The sequence below is a fragment of the Advenella incenata genome, assembly GCF_004217095.1.
Taxonomy (GTDB): domain Bacteria; phylum Pseudomonadota; class Gammaproteobacteria; order Burkholderiales; family Burkholderiaceae_B; genus Advenella; species Advenella incenata.
This window is the reverse complement of record NZ_SHKO01000005.1, coordinates 174,763-195,936: the sequence shown is the minus strand read 5'-3', so window position 1 is coordinate 195,936 and position 21,174 is coordinate 174,763. Positions and strand designations below refer to the sequence as shown.

The 21,174-nt window shown below is 56.6% G+C and carries 18 protein-coding genes; 8 read left to right on the top strand and 10 right to left on the bottom strand.

The genetic code is table 11. The features are described from left to right. Positions 1-8: 8 nt before the first annotated feature. Complete coding sequence (locus tag EV681_RS21400; protein ID WP_130305186.1) at positions 9-2,255, top strand: xanthine dehydrogenase family protein molybdopterin-binding subunit; 2,247 nt, start codon at positions 9-11, stop codon at positions 2,253-2,255. Positions 2,256-2,610: 355 nt separating this feature from the next. On the opposite strand, the gene EV681_RS21395 is transcribed toward EV681_RS21400, so the two are convergent. The 3 genes from EV681_RS21395 to EV681_RS21385 form a co-directional block, all read right to left on the bottom strand. Beyond that, a complete protein-coding gene (locus EV681_RS21395) occupies positions 2,611-3,660 on the bottom strand; it encodes an NAD(P)-dependent alcohol dehydrogenase (RefSeq protein WP_130305185.1) in 1,050 nt (349 codons plus the stop codon). Between the two features lie 27 nt (positions 3,661-3,687). Then, complete coding sequence (locus EV681_RS21390) at positions 3,688-4,911, bottom strand: MFS transporter (RefSeq protein WP_423191229.1); 1,224 nt, start codon at positions 4,909-4,911, stop codon at positions 3,688-3,690. Between the two features lie 145 nt (positions 4,912-5,056). Then, a complete protein-coding gene (locus tag EV681_RS21385; RefSeq protein WP_165393168.1) occupies positions 5,057-5,410 on the bottom strand; it encodes a cyclophilin-like fold protein in 354 nt (117 codons plus the stop codon). Positions 5,411-5,666: 256 nt separating this feature from the next. Here EV681_RS21385 and EV681_RS21380 point away from each other — a divergent pair, with 256 nt between their 5' ends. Next, positions 5,667-6,569 carry a LysR family transcriptional regulator gene (locus EV681_RS21380; protein ID WP_128396526.1) on the top strand — a complete coding sequence of 301 codons (903 nt, stop codon included), beginning with the start codon at positions 5,667-5,669 and terminating at the stop codon, positions 6,567-6,569. A 126-nt stretch (positions 6,570-6,695) separates the two neighbouring features. On the opposite strand, the gene EV681_RS21375 is transcribed toward EV681_RS21380, so the two are convergent. Then, entirely contained in the window at positions 6,696-8,012 is a 1,317-nt protein-coding gene (locus EV681_RS21375; protein ID WP_242612352.1) for an MFS transporter, read from the bottom strand. 91 nt (positions 8,013-8,103) lie between these two features. After that, a complete protein-coding gene (locus EV681_RS21370; protein WP_128396524.1) occupies positions 8,104-9,261 on the bottom strand; it encodes an FAD-dependent monooxygenase in 1,158 nt (385 codons plus the stop codon). Between the two features lie 211 nt (positions 9,262-9,472). On the opposite strand from EV681_RS21370, the gene EV681_RS22610 reads away from it, so the two are divergent. Both EV681_RS22610 and EV681_RS21365 read left to right on the top strand, forming a co-directional pair. Further along, complete coding sequence (locus EV681_RS22610; RefSeq protein ID WP_165393167.1) at positions 9,473-9,631, top strand: hypothetical protein; 159 nt, start codon at positions 9,473-9,475, stop codon at positions 9,629-9,631. A 220-nt stretch (positions 9,632-9,851) separates the two neighbouring features. After that, a complete protein-coding gene (locus EV681_RS21365) occupies positions 9,852-10,334 on the top strand; it encodes a MarR family winged helix-turn-helix transcriptional regulator (RefSeq protein WP_128396523.1) in 483 nt (160 codons plus the stop codon). A gap of 186 nt (positions 10,335-10,520) precedes the next feature. Here EV681_RS21365 and EV681_RS21360 read toward each other — a convergent pair whose 3' ends face one another. Next, entirely contained in the window at positions 10,521-13,394 is a 2,874-nt protein-coding gene (locus tag EV681_RS21360) for a cytochrome c (protein ID WP_165393166.1), read from the bottom strand. Further along, entirely contained in the window at positions 13,391-13,870 is a 480-nt protein-coding gene (locus tag EV681_RS21355) for a (2Fe-2S)-binding protein (RefSeq protein ID WP_128396522.1), read from the bottom strand. The genes EV681_RS21360 and EV681_RS21355 overlap by 4 nt, the downstream gene beginning before the upstream one ends. A 275-nt stretch (positions 13,871-14,145) precedes the next feature. Here EV681_RS21355 and EV681_RS21350 point away from each other — a divergent pair, with 275 nt between their 5' ends. Genes EV681_RS21350 through EV681_RS21335 form a run of 4 tightly spaced genes read left to right on the top strand, consistent with a single transcriptional unit; the run spans position 14,146 to position 18,997 of the window. After that, positions 14,146-16,428 carry a xanthine dehydrogenase family protein molybdopterin-binding subunit gene (locus tag EV681_RS21350; RefSeq protein WP_128396521.1) on the top strand — a complete coding sequence of 761 codons (2,283 nt, stop codon included), beginning with the start codon at positions 14,146-14,148 and terminating at the stop codon, positions 16,426-16,428. A gap of 21 nt (positions 16,429-16,449) precedes the next feature. After that, positions 16,450-17,274 carry an alpha/beta fold hydrolase gene (locus tag EV681_RS21345; RefSeq protein ID WP_128396520.1) on the top strand — a complete coding sequence of 275 codons (825 nt, stop codon included), beginning with the start codon at positions 16,450-16,452 and terminating at the stop codon, positions 17,272-17,274. A 60-nt stretch (positions 17,275-17,334) separates the two neighbouring features. Then, on the top strand, positions 17,335-18,381 hold the full coding sequence (locus EV681_RS21340) for a 2,5-dihydroxypyridine 5,6-dioxygenase NicX family protein (RefSeq protein WP_130305184.1): 1,047 nt from the start codon (positions 17,335-17,337) through the stop codon (positions 18,379-18,381). Beyond that, the gene (locus tag EV681_RS21335; protein ID WP_130305183.1) at positions 18,374-18,997 is read left to right on the top strand and encodes an isochorismatase family protein; all 624 of its coding nucleotides are present in this window, start codon (positions 18,374-18,376) and stop codon (positions 18,995-18,997) included. The genes EV681_RS21340 and EV681_RS21335 overlap by 8 nt, the downstream gene beginning before the upstream one ends. A gap of 131 nt (positions 18,998-19,128) precedes the next feature. On the opposite strand, the gene EV681_RS21330 is transcribed toward EV681_RS21335, so the two are convergent. Genes EV681_RS21330 through EV681_RS21320 form a run of 3 tightly spaced genes read right to left on the bottom strand, consistent with a single transcriptional unit; the run spans position 19,129 to position 21,173 of the window. Beyond that, complete coding sequence (locus EV681_RS21330) at positions 19,129-19,995, bottom strand: alpha/beta fold hydrolase (RefSeq protein WP_128396517.1); 867 nt, start codon at positions 19,993-19,995, stop codon at positions 19,129-19,131. 2 nt (positions 19,996-19,997) lie between these two features. Then, a complete protein-coding gene (locus EV681_RS21325) occupies positions 19,998-20,378 on the bottom strand; it encodes a hypothetical protein (RefSeq protein ID WP_128396516.1) in 381 nt (126 codons plus the stop codon). Positions 20,379-20,387: 9 nt separating this feature from the next. Beyond that, the gene (locus EV681_RS21320) at positions 20,388-21,173 is read right to left on the bottom strand and encodes an N-acyl homoserine lactonase family protein (RefSeq protein WP_242612351.1); all 786 of its coding nucleotides are present in this window, start codon (positions 21,171-21,173) and stop codon (positions 20,388-20,390) included. Position 21,174: the final 1 nt, after the last annotated feature.

Sequence of the window (21,174 nt, the reverse complement as noted above, 5' to 3'; positions counted from 1 at the left end):
AGTCCTGCATGTCGAACAATACTTTTTATAGTGAATTGCCCCGCGCACTGCAACACATTCTTGAGCAAGGGCAGGCAGCCAGCCGTCCTCCTCTCGCCCGTCGCAGTTTTCTGAAGATGGTGGGTGCAGGCGGCCTGGCAATAGGCGCATTTCCTCACGTACTCATGGCGCAAGACGCCAAAGGGGCTGCGGCTGCAGCGCCAGCGCTCAAGCCTGGCCAGCAGCCATCCGCATTCGTGCACATCGCCCCCAGTGGCGAGGTGACGGTGACGATCAATCGCCTGGAATTTGGCCAGGGTGTGCAAACGGGCCTGCCGATGATTCTGGCAGAGGAGCTGGATGCTGATTGGAGCCTTGTGCGCAGCCGCAACGGCAGCAACGATATTGCATACCAGGATCCGCTGTTTGGCATGCACTTGACCGGTGGATCAACGTCAATCAAGCACAGCTATACCCAGTACCGCGAACTTGGCGCCCGTGCGCGGGCCATGCTGATGTCCGCCGCGGCCCAGCGCTGGAAAGTGGATGTCGCCAGTGTGCACACGCAAGCGGGCACCGTACTGGGCCCCGAGGGCCAAAAGGCAACTTATGGTGAGTTGGCTGAGGCCGCCATGGCGCTTCCGGTGCCCGAGAAGGTGCAGCTCAAGGACCCGAAAGCGTTTCGCATCATTGGCCAGGCTACGACACGCATCGATGCCAAAGCCAAAAGCAGCGGGCAGCAGGATTTCGGTATCGATATGAATCTGCCGGGACAACTCACTGCGGTGGTGGCGCATCCGCCGGTATTCGGCGGCAAGCTCGCGTCCATGGATGACGCTGCCGCGCGTGCCGTCAAAGGCGTCAAGGCCGTGTTGCGGGTCCCTGTCGATGGCGGTGGACAGGGCGTAACGGTGATTGCGGATGGCTACTGGCAAGCCAAGCAGGGGCGCGATGCGCTCAAGCTGCAGTGGGATACGGCCAGCGTAGAGAAAGTAGACAGTGAAAAGCAACTGGCTCAGTACCGGGAGCTGGCAGACAAGCCCGGTCCTCGTCTGTATGAAGCAGATATGTCGCCGCTGGCCTCGGCGCCCCACAAGTTGGATGCGGAATTTTTCTTCCCGTATCTGGCTCACGCTCCCATGGAGCCATTGAACTGTACCGTCCAGGTGACAGAGAATGGCGCACAATTGTGGGTTGGCACGCAAATGCCCGGCTTCGATGGAGCGGCGGCGGCCCGTGTGCTGGGCCTCAAGCCCGAGCAGATTCAGGTGAACGTGCAAACTGCCGGCGGCGGATTTGGCCGACGTGGCGTAGGCACCAGCGACTTTGTCGTGCTCGCTTGCGAGGTGACCAAGGCCGCAAAAACGGCTGGCCTGAACGCCCCGATCCGCACGCTATGGAGCCGTGAGGACGACATCAAGGGTGGCTACTACCGACCCGTGCATCTGCACCGCGCGCGTATTGGCTTTGATGAAAAGGGCAAGGTGCTGGCCTGGGAGCACGTGCTGGTGGGGCAATCCATCGTCGCAGGCACCCCAATGGAGTCGATGATCAAAAACGGCATTGATGCTACCGCCACCGAAGGGATGCGCGACCCGTACCCAGTGCCGATGCAACTGACGGTGCATCACCCGAAAGTAAATGTTCCCGTATTATGGTGGCGCAGTGTCGGCTCCACGCACACGGCCTTTGTTATGGAAACGCTGATCGACGAGATTGCGCGAGCGACCAAGCAGGACCCGGTGGCTTACCGCATGGGGCTATTTGGCGACAAAAGCCCGCGCCACAAGGCTGCCCTGCAATTGGCGGTAGAGCGTAGCGGCTATGGCAAGACTACCTTGCCCGAGGGGCATGCCTGGGGCGTAGCGGTACATGAATCCTTCAGCTCAGTGGTCGCGTACGTGGTCGAAGCCTCGGTTCAGGATGGAAAACCCGTGCTGCACCGAGCGACCGTTGGCGTGCATTGCAATCTTGCCGTCAACCCGCTTAGCGTGGAAGCGCAGGTGCAGGGCGCGGCCATCATGGGCCTGTCGATGTGTCTGCCGGGTGGTGCGATCACATTGAAGGATGGCCAGGTGCAGCAGAACAATTTTGGCGACTTCAGCGTACCGCGCATTACCGACGCGCCTGAAATCGCCGTGCATATTGTGCCTAGTGCCGAACCGCCTACCGGTATGGGAGAGCCGGGCCTGCCGCCTTTGGCACCTGCTTTTGCGAATGCCATTGCCAGCATTACCGGAAAACCATTGCGCAATCTTCCTTTCAAGCTGGGATAAGCGCAGGCAACTAGATCAGTTCCTTGCGGTTGGCGAAAACGCCATTGGCTACATTAAATGAGTAAGCCAATGGCCGCCAGGCCAACGCTTGTCATTCAAAAAAATGATGGATACGTCCTGATGTCGGTTTTTTTTGCGCAGAAGGCTCATGTGCAGAACACGTAAAACGGCGAGATCGGCAGGGATGCGTTTGGTACACATAACAGCCCCGGACGGCAGATCGCCATCCGGGGCTATTCGTTTCGCTCGAAGAGGAGAGGCAAGAGCGTTGGCTGCGACTACCGCAAGTTTATTGCGATGATGCAGGTTACTTGTCGTGTGAATCTCTCTTTTATCGATACCCAATGAGGCAGGATTACCCGGCCAGCGTGGCGTTGTCGATCACGAAGCGATACTTGACATCGCTCTTGAGCATACGCTCGTACGCGTCGTTGATCTGATCCGCTCCTATAAGTTCAATGTCTGCGACGATTCCATGTTCGGCGCAAAAATCCAGCATCTCCTGCGTCTCGGGAATACCTCCGATCATGGAACCGGCCAACGAGCGGCGCTTGGAGATCAGATTGAACACCTCGGGCGAGGGATGTGGCGAAGCCGGCGCCCCGACCAGTGTTAACACCCCATCCCGTTTCAACAAGGTGAGAAAATCATCAAGATTATGCGGAGCCGCTACGGTGTTGAGGATCAGATCAAAGCTGTTGATATGAGCTTGCATTTGATTGGCATCGCGCGATACCACGACTTGGTCCGCACCCAGGGCCTTGGCGTCTTGGCGTTTGGACTCAGACGTAGTAAAGGCCACCACGTGCGCGCCCATCGCATGCGCAAGTTTGATACCCATATGGCCCAGCCCACCGATACCGACCACGCCCACTTTCTTGCCTGGACCTGCATTCCAGTGGCGCAGCGGTGAATAAGTGGTGATGCCGGCACACAGCAGCGGCGCGACAGCGGCCAGTTGCGTTTCGGGATGGCGGACACGCAGCACGTAGCGCTCATGCACCACGATCTGTTGTGAATAGCCGCCCAAGGTGTGGCCGGGAGCATCGGCAGTCGGGAAGTTGTAGGTGCCGACCATATTGTCGCAGTAATTCTCCAGCCCATCGGCACAATCGTCGCAGTGCTGGCAACTGTCTACGATGCAGCCGACGCCAACCAGGTCTCCGACCTTGAACTTGGAGACATGAGCGCCTGCTGCGGACACGCGACCGACAATCTCGTGTCCTGGCACGCAAGGATAAAGCGTACCGGCCCATTCAGAGCGCACCTGGTGAATATCCGAGTGGCACACGCCACAATAGGCGATGTCGATCTGCACGTCATGTGCACCCGGCACTCGGCGGGCAATGTCCATGGATTCGAGAGGCTGGTCACCCGCATGGGCGCCATAAGCTTTGACTGTCATAGTATTCGTCCTTCAAGTAGATGAGGTTTAGACGTTTTGCATGGTGTCCGAGCGTGACGTCTGGAAAATCAGCAAGGCCGCGATCAACAGAAGGGCAGCGCTTGCGATAAAGGTGCTTTGGTAGCCGCTGTGGTCCAATAGCAAGCCACCTACGGTGGAGCCTAGTGCGATGGACAACTGAATCATTGCCACCATCAATCCGCCTCCCGCCTCGGCGTTCTGCGGTAGTGTCCGGGATACCCAGGACCACCAGCCCACAGGCGCTGCGGTCGAAATGAAACCCCAGAATCCGAGCAAGGCAAATGTGGCAACGACCCCGCTACCGAAGGCAATCAAGGCAAGGGCGGTGGCGGCCATCAGTACGGGAATGACAATGAGGGTCAGATAAACTCCCCGTTTTAGCACCACACCGATCAGCATGGTGCCGACAAATCCTGCCACTCCCATCACCAGTAGCACGAGCGTGATTACCGGTGCTTGAACCTGTGTGATACTCTCCAGAAATGGTCGTACATAGGTGAACAGCGCAAACTGCCCCATAAAAAAGAAACCGACCCCCAACATGCCAAGCTTGACAACCCGGTTGCGAAACAACGTGATGATACTTCGGGAACCCGTGCTGCGCAGTTTTGCCGGCATGGAAGGCAGGCTGACCCATTGCCAGGCAAATGCAATCAGGGCCACGGGCACCAGGCAAAAGAAAGCGCCGCGCCAGCCGATGGTTGCACCCAGATAGCTCCCCAGTGGGGCGGCCACCACCGTGGCTAGCGCATTGCCGCTATTGAAGATGGCCAATGCGCGCGGCACTTGGGAAGCCGGAACCAGTCGCATGGCAGTTGCCGCTGACATAGACCAGAAACCGCCGACGACGATACCAATGAGCGCTCGCCCTGCCATATAAATGGCGTAGTTTGGTGCCATCGCGACGATGGCGCCGGATACGGCCATCAGCCCCGTTAATACGAGCAACAGTGTTTTTCTGTTCATGGCGCCGGCCAGCGACGAGATCAGAAGGCTTGTGATGACGGCGAAGGCGCCTGATATGGCAATGCCTTGTCCGGCCATCCCCTCGGAAACATGCAGATCGGCAGCGATGGGCGACAAAAGGCTGACGGGCATGAATTCAGAAGCGATCAGCGCGAAGACGCACAGGGTCATGGCGAAAACGCCGCCCCAGTGGGTGGCAGGTGTGTCTGCCGCGCGTGCACTGTCCGTGTCGGCGCGGGGAAGGTTGCATATTTCAGTTGTCATTGTGTCTTCGGTGATGATTATTCAATTGAACAGGTTCAGGATGCCGCATTGCGCCCCTGCCTAAGGGTGTTTGTCTGCACAGTTGCGGCACACCCGCCAGCCTTGCGGGCGGCTTATAGATACGGATTGAAGAACGTTTCTGGTATTAGTTCTCAATACGCTCGATGCGTATTTTGTATGGCGCCGGTCGCGCTAAAACAGACAAGCCTTCGGTTATCTTGCCTAGTGGCAACAGATTTTTTGAATAGGGCCCGTTGCCCACAAAAATGGCCAGATTGCCCCAGGGCGCATAATGCGCAATGTCACCGGCCTGGGGTGTCATGCTGTCGGGTGCATCTTGCGTGGACAATGTGCGAGGCAGGTCAGCAACGCGTTCGATCCCTGCGAAATCTTCCAGCGTCAGCGATAGTGGCAGTAAAGTAGCAAAGTCTCTGGCAGTGGCGTTGTCATAGAGCGTCGCCGTTACGATCTGATCATCAACGTGGATGCGAATTTTCATGGGCGACGCCTGTGAGGTTAAGGGTGTTATATCAGCGCCCGGCGCAACTGCCGCGTGAACCGAACTGAAAACAAGCAAGCCTGCAATTGAGGCGCCAAGTAGCGCAAAAGTGGGGTGCCGCAAGCGCCTCATGGAGGCACAGATCAACTTTTTCATAGCACATATTGTGGCAAAAACAGGCTGCCTTGACTAGCTAATGAATGCTTAAAGGGCTTATAAGATATACTAATAAATAAACTCTGCGGGGATCTTGCTCATGGTCAGGCGTAATCTGAACGACCTTGTTTCTTTTGTGACGGTGGCGCGCGAAGGTAGCTTTACGCGTGCAGCGGCGCTGCTCGGCGTAACGCAATCGGCGCTAAGCCAGGCGATCAGCGGTCTGGAGGCCCGGCTGCAGATTCGCCTGCTTACCCGTACGACACGCAGTGTGTCGGCCACCCCCGCCGGCGAGCGTCTGTTGCTGGCCATTGGCCACCGTTTCGATGAAATCGAGGCCGAACTGGATGAATTGACGGCGTTGCGTGACAAGCCGGCCGGCACCGTGCGAATTACTTGTGGTGATCATGTATTGCATGCCATCCTGCTGCCCAGACTTGAGCCGGTCTTGCGTGAGTATCCGGACATCAAGCTGGAGTTTGATGTGAATTATGGCTTTCGTGATATTGTGGCAGACCGCTACGATGCCGGTGTGCGATTGGGCAACACGATAGACAAGGATATGATTGCGGTGCCTATCGGCCCGTCGCTACGTCTGGCCGTGGTGGCGTCGCCCGCATATTTTGCTTCCCATCCGGTGCCACGCAAGCCGCAGGATCTCATGGGGCATCGCTGCATCAACCAGCGTATGCAATCGTCCGGTGGGCTGTATGTATGGAACTTCGAGCGTCGTGGTAAACAGGTTAATGTGCGAGTGGACGGCCCGCTCATATTCAACACCACACAGCCGCAGGTGGATGCTGCGCTGGCCGGGCTGGGTGTCGCCTTGCTACCCGAGGACGAACTGATGCCGCATATTGAATCGGGGCGCCTGGTTTCGGTGCTGCAGGACTGGTGCCCAAAATTTACCGGATACCATCTCTATTATCCCAGTCGCCGCCAGCCTTCTACTGCATTTTCCCTGGTGCTCAACGCCCTGCGTTATGGCGGCGCGGGCAGTTAAGGCGTTTGCGAAACTGACATGCATACAGTATCTGCATCAATGCACTGTGCCCTTATGTAAAAAGCCTCTGCGATCACGTCCGGATCGCAGAGGCTGTCATGACGGCGCCACAGGTTTATCGTTGGATCAGCGATTGACCAGTTTGGCCGGAAAGGCTGCCATGACGAGCACGGCATTGAGCAACAAGCACACGGCAAAGAACCATAAGGCGGCATGTGCGGTGCCGGTCAAATCGGTTGCCCAGCCAATAAGCGAGTTGCTGACCAGACCGGCAATATTGGCAATCGAGCAGGCCAGGGCAAAACCGGTTGCTGCTGCAGTCCCTTTAAGGAAGGTCGCAGGCAGGCTGAAGAAGACCGGTACTGCACCCAGCAATGCGCAGGAGGCAATGGTAAAGGTCACAACAGTCAGGATCAGGTTGCTTGAAACAAAAGTGCTGCAGGTCAGGGCGATCGCGCCCACGGTAAGCGGGATTGATAAATGCCAGCGGCGCTCACGATGGTGATCGGAGCTGGCGCCGATGGCCAGCATGCCAACCACACCCGCAATACTGGGAATGGCTGTGAGTAAACCGATGTCAAAGGTATCTGCGACCCCGGCATTACGGATGAACGTCGGCATCCAGAAGCCGATGGCATAGGCGCCCAGCAGAATCGAAAAATCAATACTGCCCAGCATCCACACTTTGATATTGAAAAAACCGTCTTTGAATGAATGCTTGCTGTGTTTTCCTTCGGCGTTGTCGTGATCCAGATCGCGCTGCAGCAGCGCCCGCTCTTCATTATTCAGCCATTTGGCTTTGTGATGATTATCCGGTAAGGCCCAGAACGTCAGTATGCCCAGCAGCACACTTGGAATGGATTCGAGCAAAAACAGCCACTGCCAGCCGCGCAGGCCATGCAACTGATCAAAGTGGTTCATGATCCAGCCTGAAATAGGGCCGCCAATCACGCTCGATAGCGGTAGGCCAATCATGAACAGGGCAATGATTTTTCCGCGGCGATAGGTGGGATACCAGGTTGTCAGGTAATACAGGACGCCAGGTAAAAAGCCCGCCTCGGCGGCGCCAAGAAAAAAGCGCAGGGTGTAGAACTGCGTGGGCGTGGTAACGAACATGGTCAGGCCTGACAGAATGCCCCAGGTGATCATGATCCTCGCGATCCACATGCGTGCCCCGACTTTTTCCAGGATCAGATTGCTGGGCACTTCGAAAATAATGTAGCCGACAAAAAACAGACCTGCGCCAAGGCCGTAGGCGGTGACGCTAAATTGCAGATCTTCCACCATTTGCAATTTGGCAAAACCGACATTGATCCTGTCCAGGTATGCGGCAAGATAACAGAAACACAGAAAGGGAATAAGACGCCAGGTAATTTTTGTATAGAGATCCCGGTTTGTTTCGCCGGTTTGGAGCAATGGTGGGTTTGAAGTGGTCGAGTTCACGTCAAATGTCTCCTGGAGGTAGGGGTCCGCACGAGGGACAATAGAGCCGGATGAGCTGGTCAACGCCATTCATCCGGTTCCGGGTAGTGTGTTATGGATTGGTACTGGCGCTTTGTTTAGTCAGGTCCTGCTCATAGAGGTCGTAACCGTAAACCCAACCGGGGTCTTCCTGCTTGAGCAGGAAGGTGTTTGCATTCGAGACCGACTGGACCTTGGAAGCGCGCTCTTTGCGATTGGCTTCATAGAGCTCGAAGGCTGTCCGATAATCGCCAAGCCCGGTCTCTTCAAGGCAGCGGGTCAGCATGGCGGCATCTTCAATAGCCATGCACGCGCCCTGAGCCATGTGTGGCTTCATGGGGTGGCAGGCGTCGCCCAGCATGACCAGGCGGCCCTGGCTCCAGATGGGCAGGGGGTTGCGATTAAGCAGGGGCCATTTGGTAATGTTTTCTGTAGAGCGAATCAGGTTTTGTACGGTCGAGTTATAGCCATCGAATGCAGCGAGCATTTCTTCCTGTGAGCTGTCCACAAATGAGCCCTGGAAGTCCCACGCTTCGTGCGGGACGCCGGTCACGAAGTAGTATTCGTCACGCTTGCCGGTCGTGTAATAAACCATCATGTGCCGATCTTCGGTCCACCACTTGACGCAGTCTTCGAATTCATCGGCAAACTTGACAAGATTCTCGCCGCGAATCAGTGCACGATGTGCGACCCAGCCGCTATACGTAGGCGCTTCAACGCCCAGCAGGGTTTCACGAATTTTTGAATAAATGCCGTCGGCGCCAATCACAATGTCGGCGGTGACGCGCGTGCCGTCAGCAAAGCCCAGCTGAACTTTATCGCCATCGTCTTCAAGCGTTTCCAGTTTCTTGCCAAAGTGAACGGTACCCGGTTTGATGCTGGACATCTGCAGGGCATGCATATCGCCGCGATGGATGGTGATATAGGATGCGCCGTATTCTTTTTTGGCCCACGCACCCAAGGGGATACGGGACAAATACTCGCCTGAATTGCCATCCCGGCTGAACCAGAAGTCCGGATGCGAGCCCATTTGTTCCAGCTCTTTTTCCAGCCCCATGCGGCGGAAAACCTTCATGGCATTAGGGCCGACATGAATGCCCGCGCCCAGTCGTGAAAACTCTGGCGCCTGTTCATATACTTCGACTTCAAAGCCCGCTTTCTGCAGCAGGGTCGCCGCTGCAGCACCACCCAGGCCGGCGCCGACGATTGCGATTTTGACTGTCTCTTTCATAACTTATCTCCTGACTATCCAATTCAAGTTCATTTCAATTAAATAAGAGTGTACACACTTATTTTGTGAATTAAAATAAAAACGAATTGGGGTTTACGAGCAGGTGGGCTGTTTTGATGTAAGAAAAATAAACAGATAATGTCGATTGTGATTCGCGCAGACTGGCTACTTTATACGGCACTGCCCCATGTTGGTTCACAAATGAAATTTCGTGATGATTATCAACGGTATTGGCGCATTGGTCAGCGCCATCAATAGTGGTTTTTCGAACGAGCATGCTGTGTCTGGACCGTCTGCACCAGAAGGGTGTGAATTGGCAAGGGCGCACCAAATAATGTCATTATTAACGTTGTTTATGTCCGATGAATGATGATTGTTATATACTATTAAATAGTGTGTAGGCTATAAATGTGCGTTGGCTGCATGCCACAAACGGGGAGGTTTTCAGCGCCATTGCTTCATACGCCAGTACAAGTGCTGCAAGGATTGCGCATTGCCAGCGGGTATACTTATAGCCAAAATATCGGGTAAAAGTTATAGATGCGTCATCATTACAGCTTAATCACGTCAAAAGAACGAGCAGCCTAACTATGTCCAGAAAACACGAGCAACCTGAAACAGAAGCAGGGCCTTGCCGCGCGCCGTATGATGTCACCCAGCAGGTTGGACACTTATTGCGCAAGGCGGTACAGCGTCATACGGCCATTTTTCAGCAGAATGTGGGCGATGACCAGTTGACGGCCATTCAGTTTGTTACCTTGTGCGCCTTGCGTGATCGTGGGCGCAGTTCCCAGGCCGAGTTGGTAGAGGCCACGGCGATCGATCAGGCAACCATTCGCGGGATTATCAATCGTTTGAAGGCGCGCGGCCTGATTGCGCTCTCGCCAGGAAAGCTGGACAAGCGCAAGGTGATTGCCAGCCTGACCACCGAAGGGCAGGCGCTGCTGTCTCGCACGATTCCTCGCGCACAGGAAATCAGCCGGCTCACCATGGGGCAGCTAAACCCGGCCGAACAGGTCGCTATTTTGTATCTATTGCAAAAAATGAACGCCAGCGGCCTTGAGGGCGAATAGGCGCTTTTGCCAGCGCAGCCTGCTTGCCCAAGCGTTCCGGCACGTAACAAACGCAACATCAGATCTGCTGCCAGAGCGGCTGCACCGCAAACCGCCGCGCAACTGCGTCATGTCTTGTTTTTCAATGGGCCATCTCTCGCTACGTTGCTGACTGTAGCGACGAATTTGGGTGCATTTTTCCCGCGATTATGGATGCCCCTGTTGCTGCCTGATCTCGGCGATTTTTTTACGCAGATTGTTCCAGGCGGGCTTGTCCGGTGCAAAGCGCGTGCGCATGTACTGCAATAGTGATTCCATTTGCGCGTCATTCATGCTGTTTTTGAAGCCAGGCATCGTGCTCAGGTTTGCCTGGGCCGGGCGGGTTATGCCGTGCATCAAAACCTGAATGACGTTATCAGGATGGTCGCTATGTAGATTGCTATTGAGTGCCAGCGAGGGGCGTGCGCCGAACAGAACCGGGCCGCTGCCCGAATCGTGGCACACCGCACAGGCGCCATTAAATAAGGTCTCGCCGGGCAGCAGTCGTGCCTCCTGGTTCGCCTGGCTGTCTGCCTCCAGTCTGGCTGCCAACACGGCCGGGTTGTGCGTCGATTCGGCTGCTGCTGGATTCAGGCTGGCCAGGTAATGAGCCATGGCCTGGACATCGGATTCTGGCAGTTGCGCCAGCCCTGCAACAACGGGCCCCATCGGGCCGGCGGCAACGCCATGCAAGGGGGAGTAGCCCGTGCGCAAATACTGGAATAGCTCCTGCTCGGTCCAGGCAATGGGCGAGGACGACAGTTTGTTGAGCGCCGGGGCTTCCCAGTTGTCGGCGAAACCCCCAGCCAGAAAGTTGTTTTCTCCGGATTTTTCAGCGCCCAGTGCATTGCGAGGTGAATGACAGGCAGCGCAGTGTCCGCTACTATTTACCAGGTAGGCGCCACGGTTCCAAAGCGGGCTCTTTTCCGGATTTGGCGCGTAGGCTTGCCGGTCCCGATGAAACAGGGCATTCCATCCCGCTACCAGGGGGCGCAGGTTCATTGGAAAGGGCAGGCGGGTTTCCTGATTGGGCGCCGAGACAGCAGGGCGGGTCATCAGGTAGGCATAAAGCGATTGCAAATCCTCGTCGGACATTTTTGCGTAGGCGGTGTAGGGAAATGCCGGGTATAAATGCTTGCCGTCGCGATGGATGCCTTCGCGCATGGCGCGCTCGAACGCTTTATATGACCAGGCGCCAATGCCGGTTTCCCGGTCGGGTGTAATATTGGTGGTGAAGATGGTGCCAAAAGGCGTATCCAGCCCCAGGCCGCCGGCATTGGTCTGGCCGCCCGGCGCCGTGTGGCAGACCATGCAATCTCCGGTAAGCGCGACAAGCCGGCCACGCTCAATCGCCTGCGCGGAAAAAATAGAAGTATCGACCCGGGCAACGGGTGGAATGCTGGTGCGCCAGGGGGCGGCAACCACCAGGGCGCCGGTCGCGGCAGCCATCAGCCCGCCCAGCCAGCTGTTGCGCCAGCGTCGGCTGCGTTTTGCTGTCGGCGGCGGCTCCAGCGACAGGGTGGGCAATGCAAATGGCGTTTCGCGAATACGCAGTCCGGTTGCGCTGTATATCGCATTGGCAATGGCAGCCGCTGCTGGCAGCTCAACGCCCGGACCCCAGGCCAGCGGTTGATCCAGCGAGCGGGCGCTATTGATGACCTGTACCTCGGGCAGCGCCAACGGGCGCTGTTTGTCTTGTTCAGAATGGCTATTGGCGCCTTGTTGGGTCTGTTGCCCCAACAGGGATTGCGTCCACTTGCCCAGGCGGTCTTTCAGCAGGCGCTGGGTTTCCGGGGTGCTGGGCGGTGCGCTCTCGTTATGGCTTGCATCATGTCCCACTGTCAGCTTGCTAACGGCCAGGCTGCCGCTGCGCGCATCCACGGCCAGCTCTACCGACCAGACCGACCATACTTCCTGCGGAGGATTCCTGTCGTTATCAATAATATGACTATAGGCAATGCCACGGCCAAGCCCGGCAGCCTTGGCCGCCGGGCCGGATGCTGCCTGATCCCAGCCGCTTTGTTGGGCAACGCTTTTTAACAGTTGGTGCCCGCGCTCGCTGTTGATTTGTGCCAGACGGGTCTGTACCGGATCCAGTTGACGGTTTTCGCAATATTCATCGAAATGCGATTCCTGTGCAAACACCGTGGCGGCTGTATAGCTGTAGGGGTCCGTGGCCACCAGGCTGCTGCCGCTTTTTTGAACGGGGGCGCTGGCATATTCCGTAAGCAGTGCCATCCCTGTGGCCGAGGTCGAGTCCAGTCCGCATAAGCGGCCGGCGATGGACGCACGGCGTGGGTCAAGCGCGTTGATGCTCCATTGCTCCCGGTCTGTAAGGTGTTGGCTTGCCGCCTGGGCGTTCTGCTCGACTTTGACCGCTAATGCGGCAGGTGCGTAGGCTGCTTGTACGCGTACCGGTTGGTGTAAATCCCAGGCCAACAGCGCGGCTTCGACGGCGGTCTCCAGCCCGTCCTGTGTGTGCTGGCCATGTTGCACAATCTGGACCGCTTCGGGTACCAGCCCCAGTAGTGCGCTCAGTTCCTGCCTGAGGGCCGGCTGACGATTGGTATTGACCCACACTGTGAGTTGATCGTCCCGGTGCCATGCGATAGCCCAATCCGGTGCGTCGGCGGCCAGGTGGTTATTCCATTCATACCCGGTTGCCGAATGGATCGTGCCTGGCGTGGCTGTCTGGTGTGTTAAGGGTTGCACATCGGCGCCTGCAGCAACAGGCGTCACCCAGGTGGCGTGCAGCAAGGCACAAGCCTGCTGCGCCTGCGTGCGCTGTACGGCGACAACGCCGACAAAGCTGCCGCGTGCGATGCAATTGACTACGCCTGGCACGTTGGCTGCCCGATCGCTGTCGAGCGACTGCAACTGCGCAATCCGGTTTGTTTGTATGCCCAGTTCCCAATGGGGCGGACGCAATACAACGCCATGCAGCAATTGGCTGTCGGTTGGTATGGACAGGTCAACGCCGGCGCTGTCCTCTGGCGTGTGACTTATGTCGGTAGCGGTGGGAGCGGTCAGGTCCATGGTCATGGTCGCCCCCGGGCCGCTGCGATTGCGGCCGCCATGATTTCTACATGGGTGCCGCAACGGCACAAGTTGTGACGCAGTTCGTTACGAATTTGTGCTTCCGAGGGATTGGGATTGCGGTTCAATAGTGCCTGTACTGTCATGATCATGCCGTTGAGGCAATAGCCGCATTGCGCAGCCTGGTTATCAATAAAGGCCTGCTGGACCTTATTGGGCTGGCCATTTTCGGTGAGCCCTTCAAGGGTCGTGACCTTGCGATTTTCTATAACGCTGACTGGTATGACGCAGGCGCGCGCCGCTACGCCATCCACCAATACCGTACAGGCGCCGCATTCGCCGAGCCCGCAACCGAACTTCGGGCCATTTAAGGCCAGGTCATTGCGCAATACGTAAAGCAGCGGGGTATCGGACTCAACGGTCACGTTGTGTTGTTCGTTATTGACCGATAGGGCGAATGGGCGGGGGGCAATAGGATTCATGTTCAGGGCGTACAGTGTGTCAACTAATAATAAGTTTACACACTTTAATTTTTTCAGCAAACAAAGAATTTCATGAAAATGAACAAGAGTGTATCAACTCGTCATTCTGCGGGTTTTTACTAGTATTTTCTTAGCATAACCAGAGTTTACACTGCAAACTGCAGATCTATTTTCATTTTTTAGAAGATGTGCTTTTGGTGTTTGATCATTTTAATATAGCGTGTACACTTTAGTTAATCTTCTTGTCCAACACACGCCTGAACCGGATACCGTTAATGACGTATATGGCACCTCGTACCGAGCAACAATCGCTCCTGGAGTCTACTGGCACCCTGCTGGTGCTGCGTGCGCCGGTTGTGCCGCCTGCGCCTGCCCCGGGGCAGCCCGGGGTGGTGTCTGTGTATCTGCAGGATTATGACGATGTGTTCGTTGCTGTATCCGAGCAGGGTTGGGTCCGGGCCTTTTGCGGCCACGTTGACCTGGGTACCGGCATTCAGACCGCGCTGGCGCAAATTGTGGCCGATGAGCTGGATGTGCCGATGTCTGCCGTGCAGATGGTGCTGGGCCACACAGATGCTTCGCCCAATCAGGGTCCCACCATTGCCAGTGCATCCATCCAGATCACAGCCCGGCCCTTGCGCCAGGCCGCTGCCCAGGCCCGTCATATTCTAGTGGATTTGGCTGCCGGCATGTGGAATGTTGATGCGGCGCATTTGTTTGTTCAGGACGGCCGGATATCTTCTGCGCAAGGTCACGCCATTGATTATTGGACGTTGCTGGCGGGAAAGCAATATCGCCAATACCTGCAGGACGACGTTCAGACCAAGGCAGCCAAAGACCTGAAAATTGTGGGTCACTCCCAGCCCCGCGTGGATATCCCCGCCAAGGCACTGGGCCAGTTTGTCTATGTCCATGATATGCGGGTTCCAGGCATGTGGCATGGCCGGGTCGTACGGCCTCCCTATGTCGGACGAGATACGGGCGCCTTTATCGGCCACAGCCTGGTTTGTGTGGATACCGCTAGCGTAGATCATATCTGTCCTGACATCAAAGTGATCGTGCAGGGCGATTTTGTCGGTGTGGCGGCGCGCCGCGAAGAGCATGCGATCCGCGCGGCACGTGAGCTCAAGGTGACCTGGAAGCCTGTTGCACCGCTGGAAGACCTTCAGGATCTGGAAGCGGCCATTCGACGTCAGGCCATGAGCGAACGTATTCTGCAGGATAACCGTAGCGACCACTCCGATCTGCCTGACGCCAGGGTCGATATCAAACGAACCTATGTCTGGCCTTACCAGATGCATGCCTCCATCGGGCCTTCATGCGCGGTCGCAGATTACCAGCCTGGACATGTCAGAGTCTGGTCCGGTTCGCAAAACCCCCATATGTTGAGAGTGCATCTTAGCCAGCTCAGTGGCCTTGATGAAGAACACATAGAAATAATTCGTCTGCAGGCGGCCGGCTGCTATGGCCGCAATTGTGCCGATGACGTTTGTGCCGACGCGCTCCTTCTTTCACAGCATGCCGGTGTGCCGGTTCGTGTGCAATTGAGCCGCGAGCAGGAACATGGCTGGGAACCCAAGGGCGCTGCGCAGTTGATGGATGTGCAGGGCTCGATTGATGCACAAGGCAATTTGCGGCATTACGACTTCACCACGCATTACCCGTCAAACGATGGGCCGCTCCTGGCGTTGTTGCTTACCGGCAAAGAGCCGGCGTTGCCGCGCAGCCTGCAAATGGGTGATCGCACTGCGGTGCCGCCTTATGGCTATCCAAGCCAGAAAATCGTCTGCAACGATATGGCGACCATTGTGCGCGCCTCCTGGCTTCGCGGGGTCTCGGCGCTACCCAATTCATTTGCCCATGACTGCTTTATAGATGAGCTGGCGTTCGAAGCACAAGTCGATCCGCTGGCGTTTCGGGTAAAAAACCTGGCGGCCGACGAGCGCGCCCAGCAATTGCTGCTGGCTGTGGGCGAGCGGGCGCACTGGCAACCCGGCAAGCCCGGTAGCCGCGGGGCGCCCGATGCGCAAGGGTGGCTGCACGGGCGGGGCGTCTCTTACGCCCGCTATATACATTCCAAATTTCCCGGCTTTGGCGCGGCCTGGTCGGCATGGATTGCAGATATCAGCGTCAATGCACGTACGGGCGAGATCCGGTTGAACCATATCGTGGTTGGCCAGGACACCGGACAAATGGTCAATCCTGCGGGGGTACGCCACCAATTGCATGGCAATGTGATCCAGGCGCTCAGCCGCGCCCTGTATGAACAGGTCAGTTTCGATGCCAACGGCACCGTACAGGCAGAGTGGGGCGCATACAAGATTATTGACTTTACGGCCATTCCACCTATTGATGTCGTATTGATGGACAGGCAGGATGAACCGCCCATGGGCGCAGGCGAGTCGGCCTCGGTGCCCTGTGCATCGGCCGTGGCCAATGCCTTGTTTGATGCCTGCGGCTTGCGCTTTTACCAGGCGCCGTTTACACCACAGGCAGTGCGCGAGGCGCTGCAACTGGCCAGCATTAATGGCGCAACGCCTGTGCTGGCCGGGATGTAATTTTTATTTAAGGGAGTTTGAATGAGTCACTATCTATATGGCGCCAATATATCGGCCAACGGCATCCGGCAGCATTATTTGCGCTATGGCGGTAACGAAGGTGAACGGGCGAATCGTCCTGCGGTCATCATTATTCCGGGCATTACCAGCCCGGCGGTGACCTGGGGGTTTGTTGGCGAGCGCTTTGCACGCCAGTTTGATACATACATCCTGGATGTCCGGGGCCGGGGTCTGAGCGAGGCGTCCGATACGCTGGACTATGGTCTGGATGCGCAGGCTGCCGATGTGGTTGCGTTTGCCAAAGCCCTGGGCCTGAGTCGTTATATCCTGGTTGGTCACTCCATGGGCGGGCGTATCGGCGCACGTGCGGCGAGCACCGCCCCTGCAGGCCTTGAAGCGCTGGTCATGGTAGACCCGCCGGTCTCGGGTCCGGGCCGTCGCGCCTATCCCGCCAAACTGCCCTGGTATGTTGATTCCATGGCCATGGCACGCAAGGGGTGCGATGCCGAAGCAATGCGCGCCTTTTGCCCGACCTGGACGCAGGAACAACTGCAGCTTCGTGCGCAGTGGCTGCACACATGCGATGAACGCGCCATTATCCAGAGCTTTAATGATTTTCAGAATGACGACGTCCATGCCAATTTTCCGCAAATCAAGGTGCCGGTCATGTTGATGACGGCCGAGCGCGGCGATGTGGTTCTTGATCAAGACGTTCAGGAAATCACGACACTGATTCCCGGTCTGACCGTGACCAGAGTCAGCGATGCGGGACACATGATTCCCTGGGACAACGAAGCGGGATTTTATGTCGCCTTTGGCGACTTTCTTGGCGCCCGGCTCGATTAAGACTGTCGTACCGGCGCTGCGGGTGGCTGCCCGCAGCAGAGCACTTTCATGAGGACTATTATGGCTGTAAGCGATTATCAACTTATCGAGGCATGGCAGAAGGTATTGACGCTGTCCAATCTTGAGGCCGGGCAGACTGTTACGATCCTGACCAGTATGTCAACGCATCCGCAAACGCTGTTATGCGCAACCATTGCAGCGCAATCCAAAGGCGCCATTGTCAACCGGCTGGATCTGCCGCCGGTCAATGCTGAAAAGGCATTAAGCAGGGATGCGCTGGCGTATCTGGGCACCACTCCACTGACCGGGAACAAGGCGGCCATTGCCGCGCTCAAGGCCAGTGATCTTGTGCTGGATCTGATGACATTGCTGTTTTCACCGGAACAACATGAAATTCTTGAAAGCGGCACCAAAATCCTGCTGGCCGTGGAACCGCCGGAAATTCTGGTTCGTACAGTGCCTATCGAAGCGGACCGAAAGCGGGTCAAAGCGGCCTCTGCGCTGATTGCCAAATCAAAACAAATGCATATCACTTCTGAGGCCGGCACCGATTTGCGCTGCCCCCTGGGTGAATTTCCGGCCATCAGCGAGTATGGTTATGTGGACGAGCCCGGGCGCTGGGACCACTGGCCCAGCGGCTTTACCCTGACCTGGCCCAACGAAGGCGGGGCGACAGGACGTATCGTGATTGATAAAGGCGATATCTTATTGCCGCAGAAAAAATATGTTGCCGAACCCATTACCCTGACAGTCGAAAATGGTTATGCCACCCGTATAGATGGCGGCATTGATGCTCAGTTGCTGGACGAGTACATGAAGTCATTCAACGACCCGGAAGGCTATGCCATTTCCCATATCGGCTGGGGGCTGCAACCACGTGCCTATTGGTCCACGCTGGGTCTGTACGACAGGGAAAACACAATAGGCATGGATGCACGCGCGTTCGAAGGCAATTTCCTGTTTTCTCTGGGGCCCAATAATGAAGCAGGCGGCAGCCGAACCACGGCATGTCATATTGATATTCCCTTGCGTCACTGCACGGTCAAACTGGATGGCGTGGATGTCGTGCGTGATGGCAAGGTTCTGGACGGGGGCGCACATGAGTAAGGCAGACGCAGTCTATGAGCAGCAGGGCTTTGGCGCCGAGCTGGAGCCGGTGGCGCCCTATGGCCTGTTGATTATCGACCTGGTCAACGGCTTTGCCGATCCCAAGGTCTTTGGCGGCGGCAATATTGCCCAGGCGATAGACAATACGGAAAAACTGCTGCAAACGGCACGCGAACAGGGCTGGCCCGTGGCGCACACACGCATTGTGTACGCGGACGATGGTGCTGACAATAATATTTTCAGTATCAAGGTTCCCGGCATGCTGGGCTTACTGGAAAACGAACCCAATAGCCAGATTGTGCCGCAACTGACGCCGGTTCAGGGAGAGCTGATCGTACGCAAGAATGTGCCATCGGCCTTTTTCGGTACGTCGCTGGCAGCCTGGCTGACGCAGCGCGGTGTCAAAACCCTGCTGGTCGCCGGCGCAGTCACCAGCGGTTGCGTACGCGCCTCGGTGGTCGATGCCATGCAACTGGGCTTTCGCCCGTTGGTCGTTGCCGATTGTGTCGGCGACAGGGCACTGGCGCCGCACGAGGCAAACCTGTTCGATATGAAACAGAAGTACGCGACAGTGGCCGATCGCGAGCAGGCCATGCGTCTGCTTGGCCTGGGCTAGGGCGCATGCGCGTGCGGCATTAAGGACAGATCCTGTCTTGCCGTGTCGTAAGGAGAAAGGCTGAACTTCAGCCTTTTTCTTTTTGTGCGGTGCATTTGGTCTGACAGTGGGCCAGCAGCGTGACTAGTCGTTCAACTGTTTGTGTTCTGATGGCCTGCATAAATTTCGTCAAGGACGGGATATAAATAGCTTGCGAACGTCGCTGGGTCCTCGCTCATTGGGAAATGGCCCAGTCCATCCATGATGCGCCATTTAACGCCGGCAATGGTGTTGCCCAGCAAGGCTGTATCAGCGGGCGTGCAGGAATAATCATAAGAGCCCGACAAGAGCCAGAGCGGGCATTGGCGCGTGTTGATCTGGCTGACCTGGCCGCGAATATCGCCGTCCATCGTATAAAAATGCAAATCGCCCTTGAATACGCCAGGGCCGCTTTGCATATAGTGCCACAAGGTTTCCCAGCGCTCGCGATCCGGGCTGCAGGGGCCCACCAGTCCGGAGACAATGCCGGCGCACACCTCGCCGCCATGCGCATCGGAACGGTGCAGCCAGTCCAGGTCGTAATAAGGATCGACATGGGCGCCGGACTGCAGACCGATCAGGCCGGAAAACTTTTCCGGATGATGCAGGGCAAGATGCAGGACGATTCGTCCACCGATAGAGCAGCCCATGACATAAGGTTGCTCAAGCGCCAGTGCGTCCATCACGGTCAGAATCGTATCGATATACTGAGACGAGGTCAGCTGGTAGCGTTCGTCCTGCCAGCCTGGTGGTGGAGACGATTTGCCGTGCCATGGCAAATCGAAGGCAATAACCTGAAAGCGATCGGTCACTTGCTTATCATTTTGCAAAGCCCGGTATTGTCGCGTGTCGGCGCCTGCCGTGTGCAGACACAGCAGCGGAATGCCCTGGCCTGCGGTTTCAATGTAGATGCGATGCGGCTTGCCATGGAGCTGGACATTGAGATATCTGCCAGTTACTGCGTCAAAGGTTGCCGTCATCGTCATTTCTCCGTGGAACGCAACAGCGCAAATAGTGCCTTGAAAAACAGCAAATGCGACATGAACGCATAAAGATTGCCTTCTATGATCAGCCGACGAAATTTCATCATCGCCAGCAGATCGTGATACTCCGGCCGGGGTATAGGTTGGAAAAATTCATTCCACACATTTTCGTCGGCGCGCAGTGCAAAGTCCCATTGGGGCATTGTCATTGCCGAGGCGTTGCGCACACGCATCCGGCCTTCCTGAATGGCGATCAGATAGCGGCGCTCGCCCAGGGCAAACAGGAATGATGTGTTCAGGTGGCGGCCTTTCCAGGCCAGATGTTCCCTGTCTGCCAGTTGGGCAGGCCAGGTCGCGATAATATCTTCATCGGATAACATGAGTCTTCCTTAACCTGGCGTGACATCCAGGCGAAATATGGATGAGTGCATTTGCACACACGGGTAACGTGCAGCCACCAGCGGGTCGTGACCGGGAATCAGGTGATCGTCGGACGACACAAGGCTGCGTAGCGTACGGTAGCCCTGCAACATCTCTGTGACGTCGACAATAGCAGGGAAGGGATTGTCCTTCGTAAAGTTGCGATAGTAATGCATGGCATCCGAGGCCAGCACGATCGGTCCCCTGGCGGTATTGACCCTCACTGCCTGCAGACCGGGCGTGTGGCCACCAATACGGATGAGCTGGATGCCGCCAGGCAGCGTGGCATTGCCATCGTGAAACTGTACTTTATCGGCATATACCTTACGAATTACTTGTGTAATATCATCTGCGGAAAAGAAATGGCGGAAGTTTTCAAAGCACATCCATTTGCCGGTGGCAAAGTGCATTTCAGCTTCCTGCAGATGAATGGTCGCGTTGGGAAACTGCGCCACGTTGCCGGCATGATCGTAGTGCAGGTGCGTCAGGACAATATGGTCGATATGCTCCGGCTCGATGCCAAGCGATGCCAGCAATGCAACGGGCTCGTGCAGGAACTGCCGGTTACGCTCAAGCGCAGAACAACGGCTAAATCCCGTGTCCACCAGAACGATCTGTTGCTCATCTCGAATGACCCAAAAATAAAAATCAAGCGGCATCGGGCCATCGTGCGCATCTTTGTGCAAAAAGTTGTCTGCGGCATTGCGCAAGACGGTCGCATATTTCAGGGCATATACCTGATACTGCCTGTCCACG

Bases quoted from the DNA above. Each gene is read 5' to 3' on its own strand.
- EV681_RS21400 (WP_130305186.1), top strand. From the start codon at position 9: ATGTCGAACAATACTTTTTATAGTGAATTGCCCCGCGCACTGCAACAC.
- EV681_RS21395 (WP_130305185.1), bottom strand. From the start codon at position 3,660: ATGACAGTCAAAGCTTATGGCGCCCATGCGGGTGACCAGCCTCTCGAA.
- EV681_RS21390 (WP_423191229.1), bottom strand. From the start codon at position 4,911: ATGACAACTGAAATATGCAACCTTCCCCGCGCCGACACGGACAGTGCA.
- EV681_RS21385 (WP_165393168.1), bottom strand. From the start codon at position 5,410: ATGAAAATTCGCATCCACGTTGATGATCAGATCGTAACGGCGACGCTC.
- EV681_RS21380 (WP_128396526.1), top strand. From the start codon at position 5,667: ATGGTCAGGCGTAATCTGAACGACCTTGTTTCTTTTGTGACGGTGGCG.
- EV681_RS21370 (WP_128396524.1), bottom strand. From the start codon at position 9,261: ATGAAAGAGACAGTCAAAATCGCAATCGTCGGCGCCGGCCTGGGTGGT.
- EV681_RS21365 (WP_128396523.1), top strand. From the start codon at position 9,852: ATGTCCAGAAAACACGAGCAACCTGAAACAGAAGCAGGGCCTTGCCGC.
- EV681_RS21360 (WP_165393166.1), bottom strand. From the start codon at position 13,394: ATGACCATGGACCTGACCGCTCCCACCGCTACCGACATAAGTCACACG.
- EV681_RS21355 (WP_128396522.1), bottom strand. From the start codon at position 13,870: ATGAATCCTATTGCCCCCCGCCCATTCGCCCTATCGGTCAATAACGAA.
- EV681_RS21350 (WP_128396521.1), top strand. From the start codon at position 14,146: ATGACGTATATGGCACCTCGTACCGAGCAACAATCGCTCCTGGAGTCT.
- EV681_RS21345 (WP_128396520.1), top strand. From the start codon at position 16,450: ATGAGTCACTATCTATATGGCGCCAATATATCGGCCAACGGCATCCGG.
- EV681_RS21340 (WP_130305184.1), top strand. From the start codon at position 17,335: ATGGCTGTAAGCGATTATCAACTTATCGAGGCATGGCAGAAGGTATTG.
- EV681_RS21335 (WP_130305183.1), top strand. From the start codon at position 18,374: ATGAGTAAGGCAGACGCAGTCTATGAGCAGCAGGGCTTTGGCGCCGAG.
- EV681_RS21330 (WP_128396517.1), bottom strand. From the start codon at position 19,995: ATGACGGCAACCTTTGACGCAGTAACTGGCAGATATCTCAATGTCCAG.
- EV681_RS21325 (WP_128396516.1), bottom strand. From the start codon at position 20,378: ATGTTATCCGATGAAGATATTATCGCGACCTGGCCTGCCCAACTGGCA.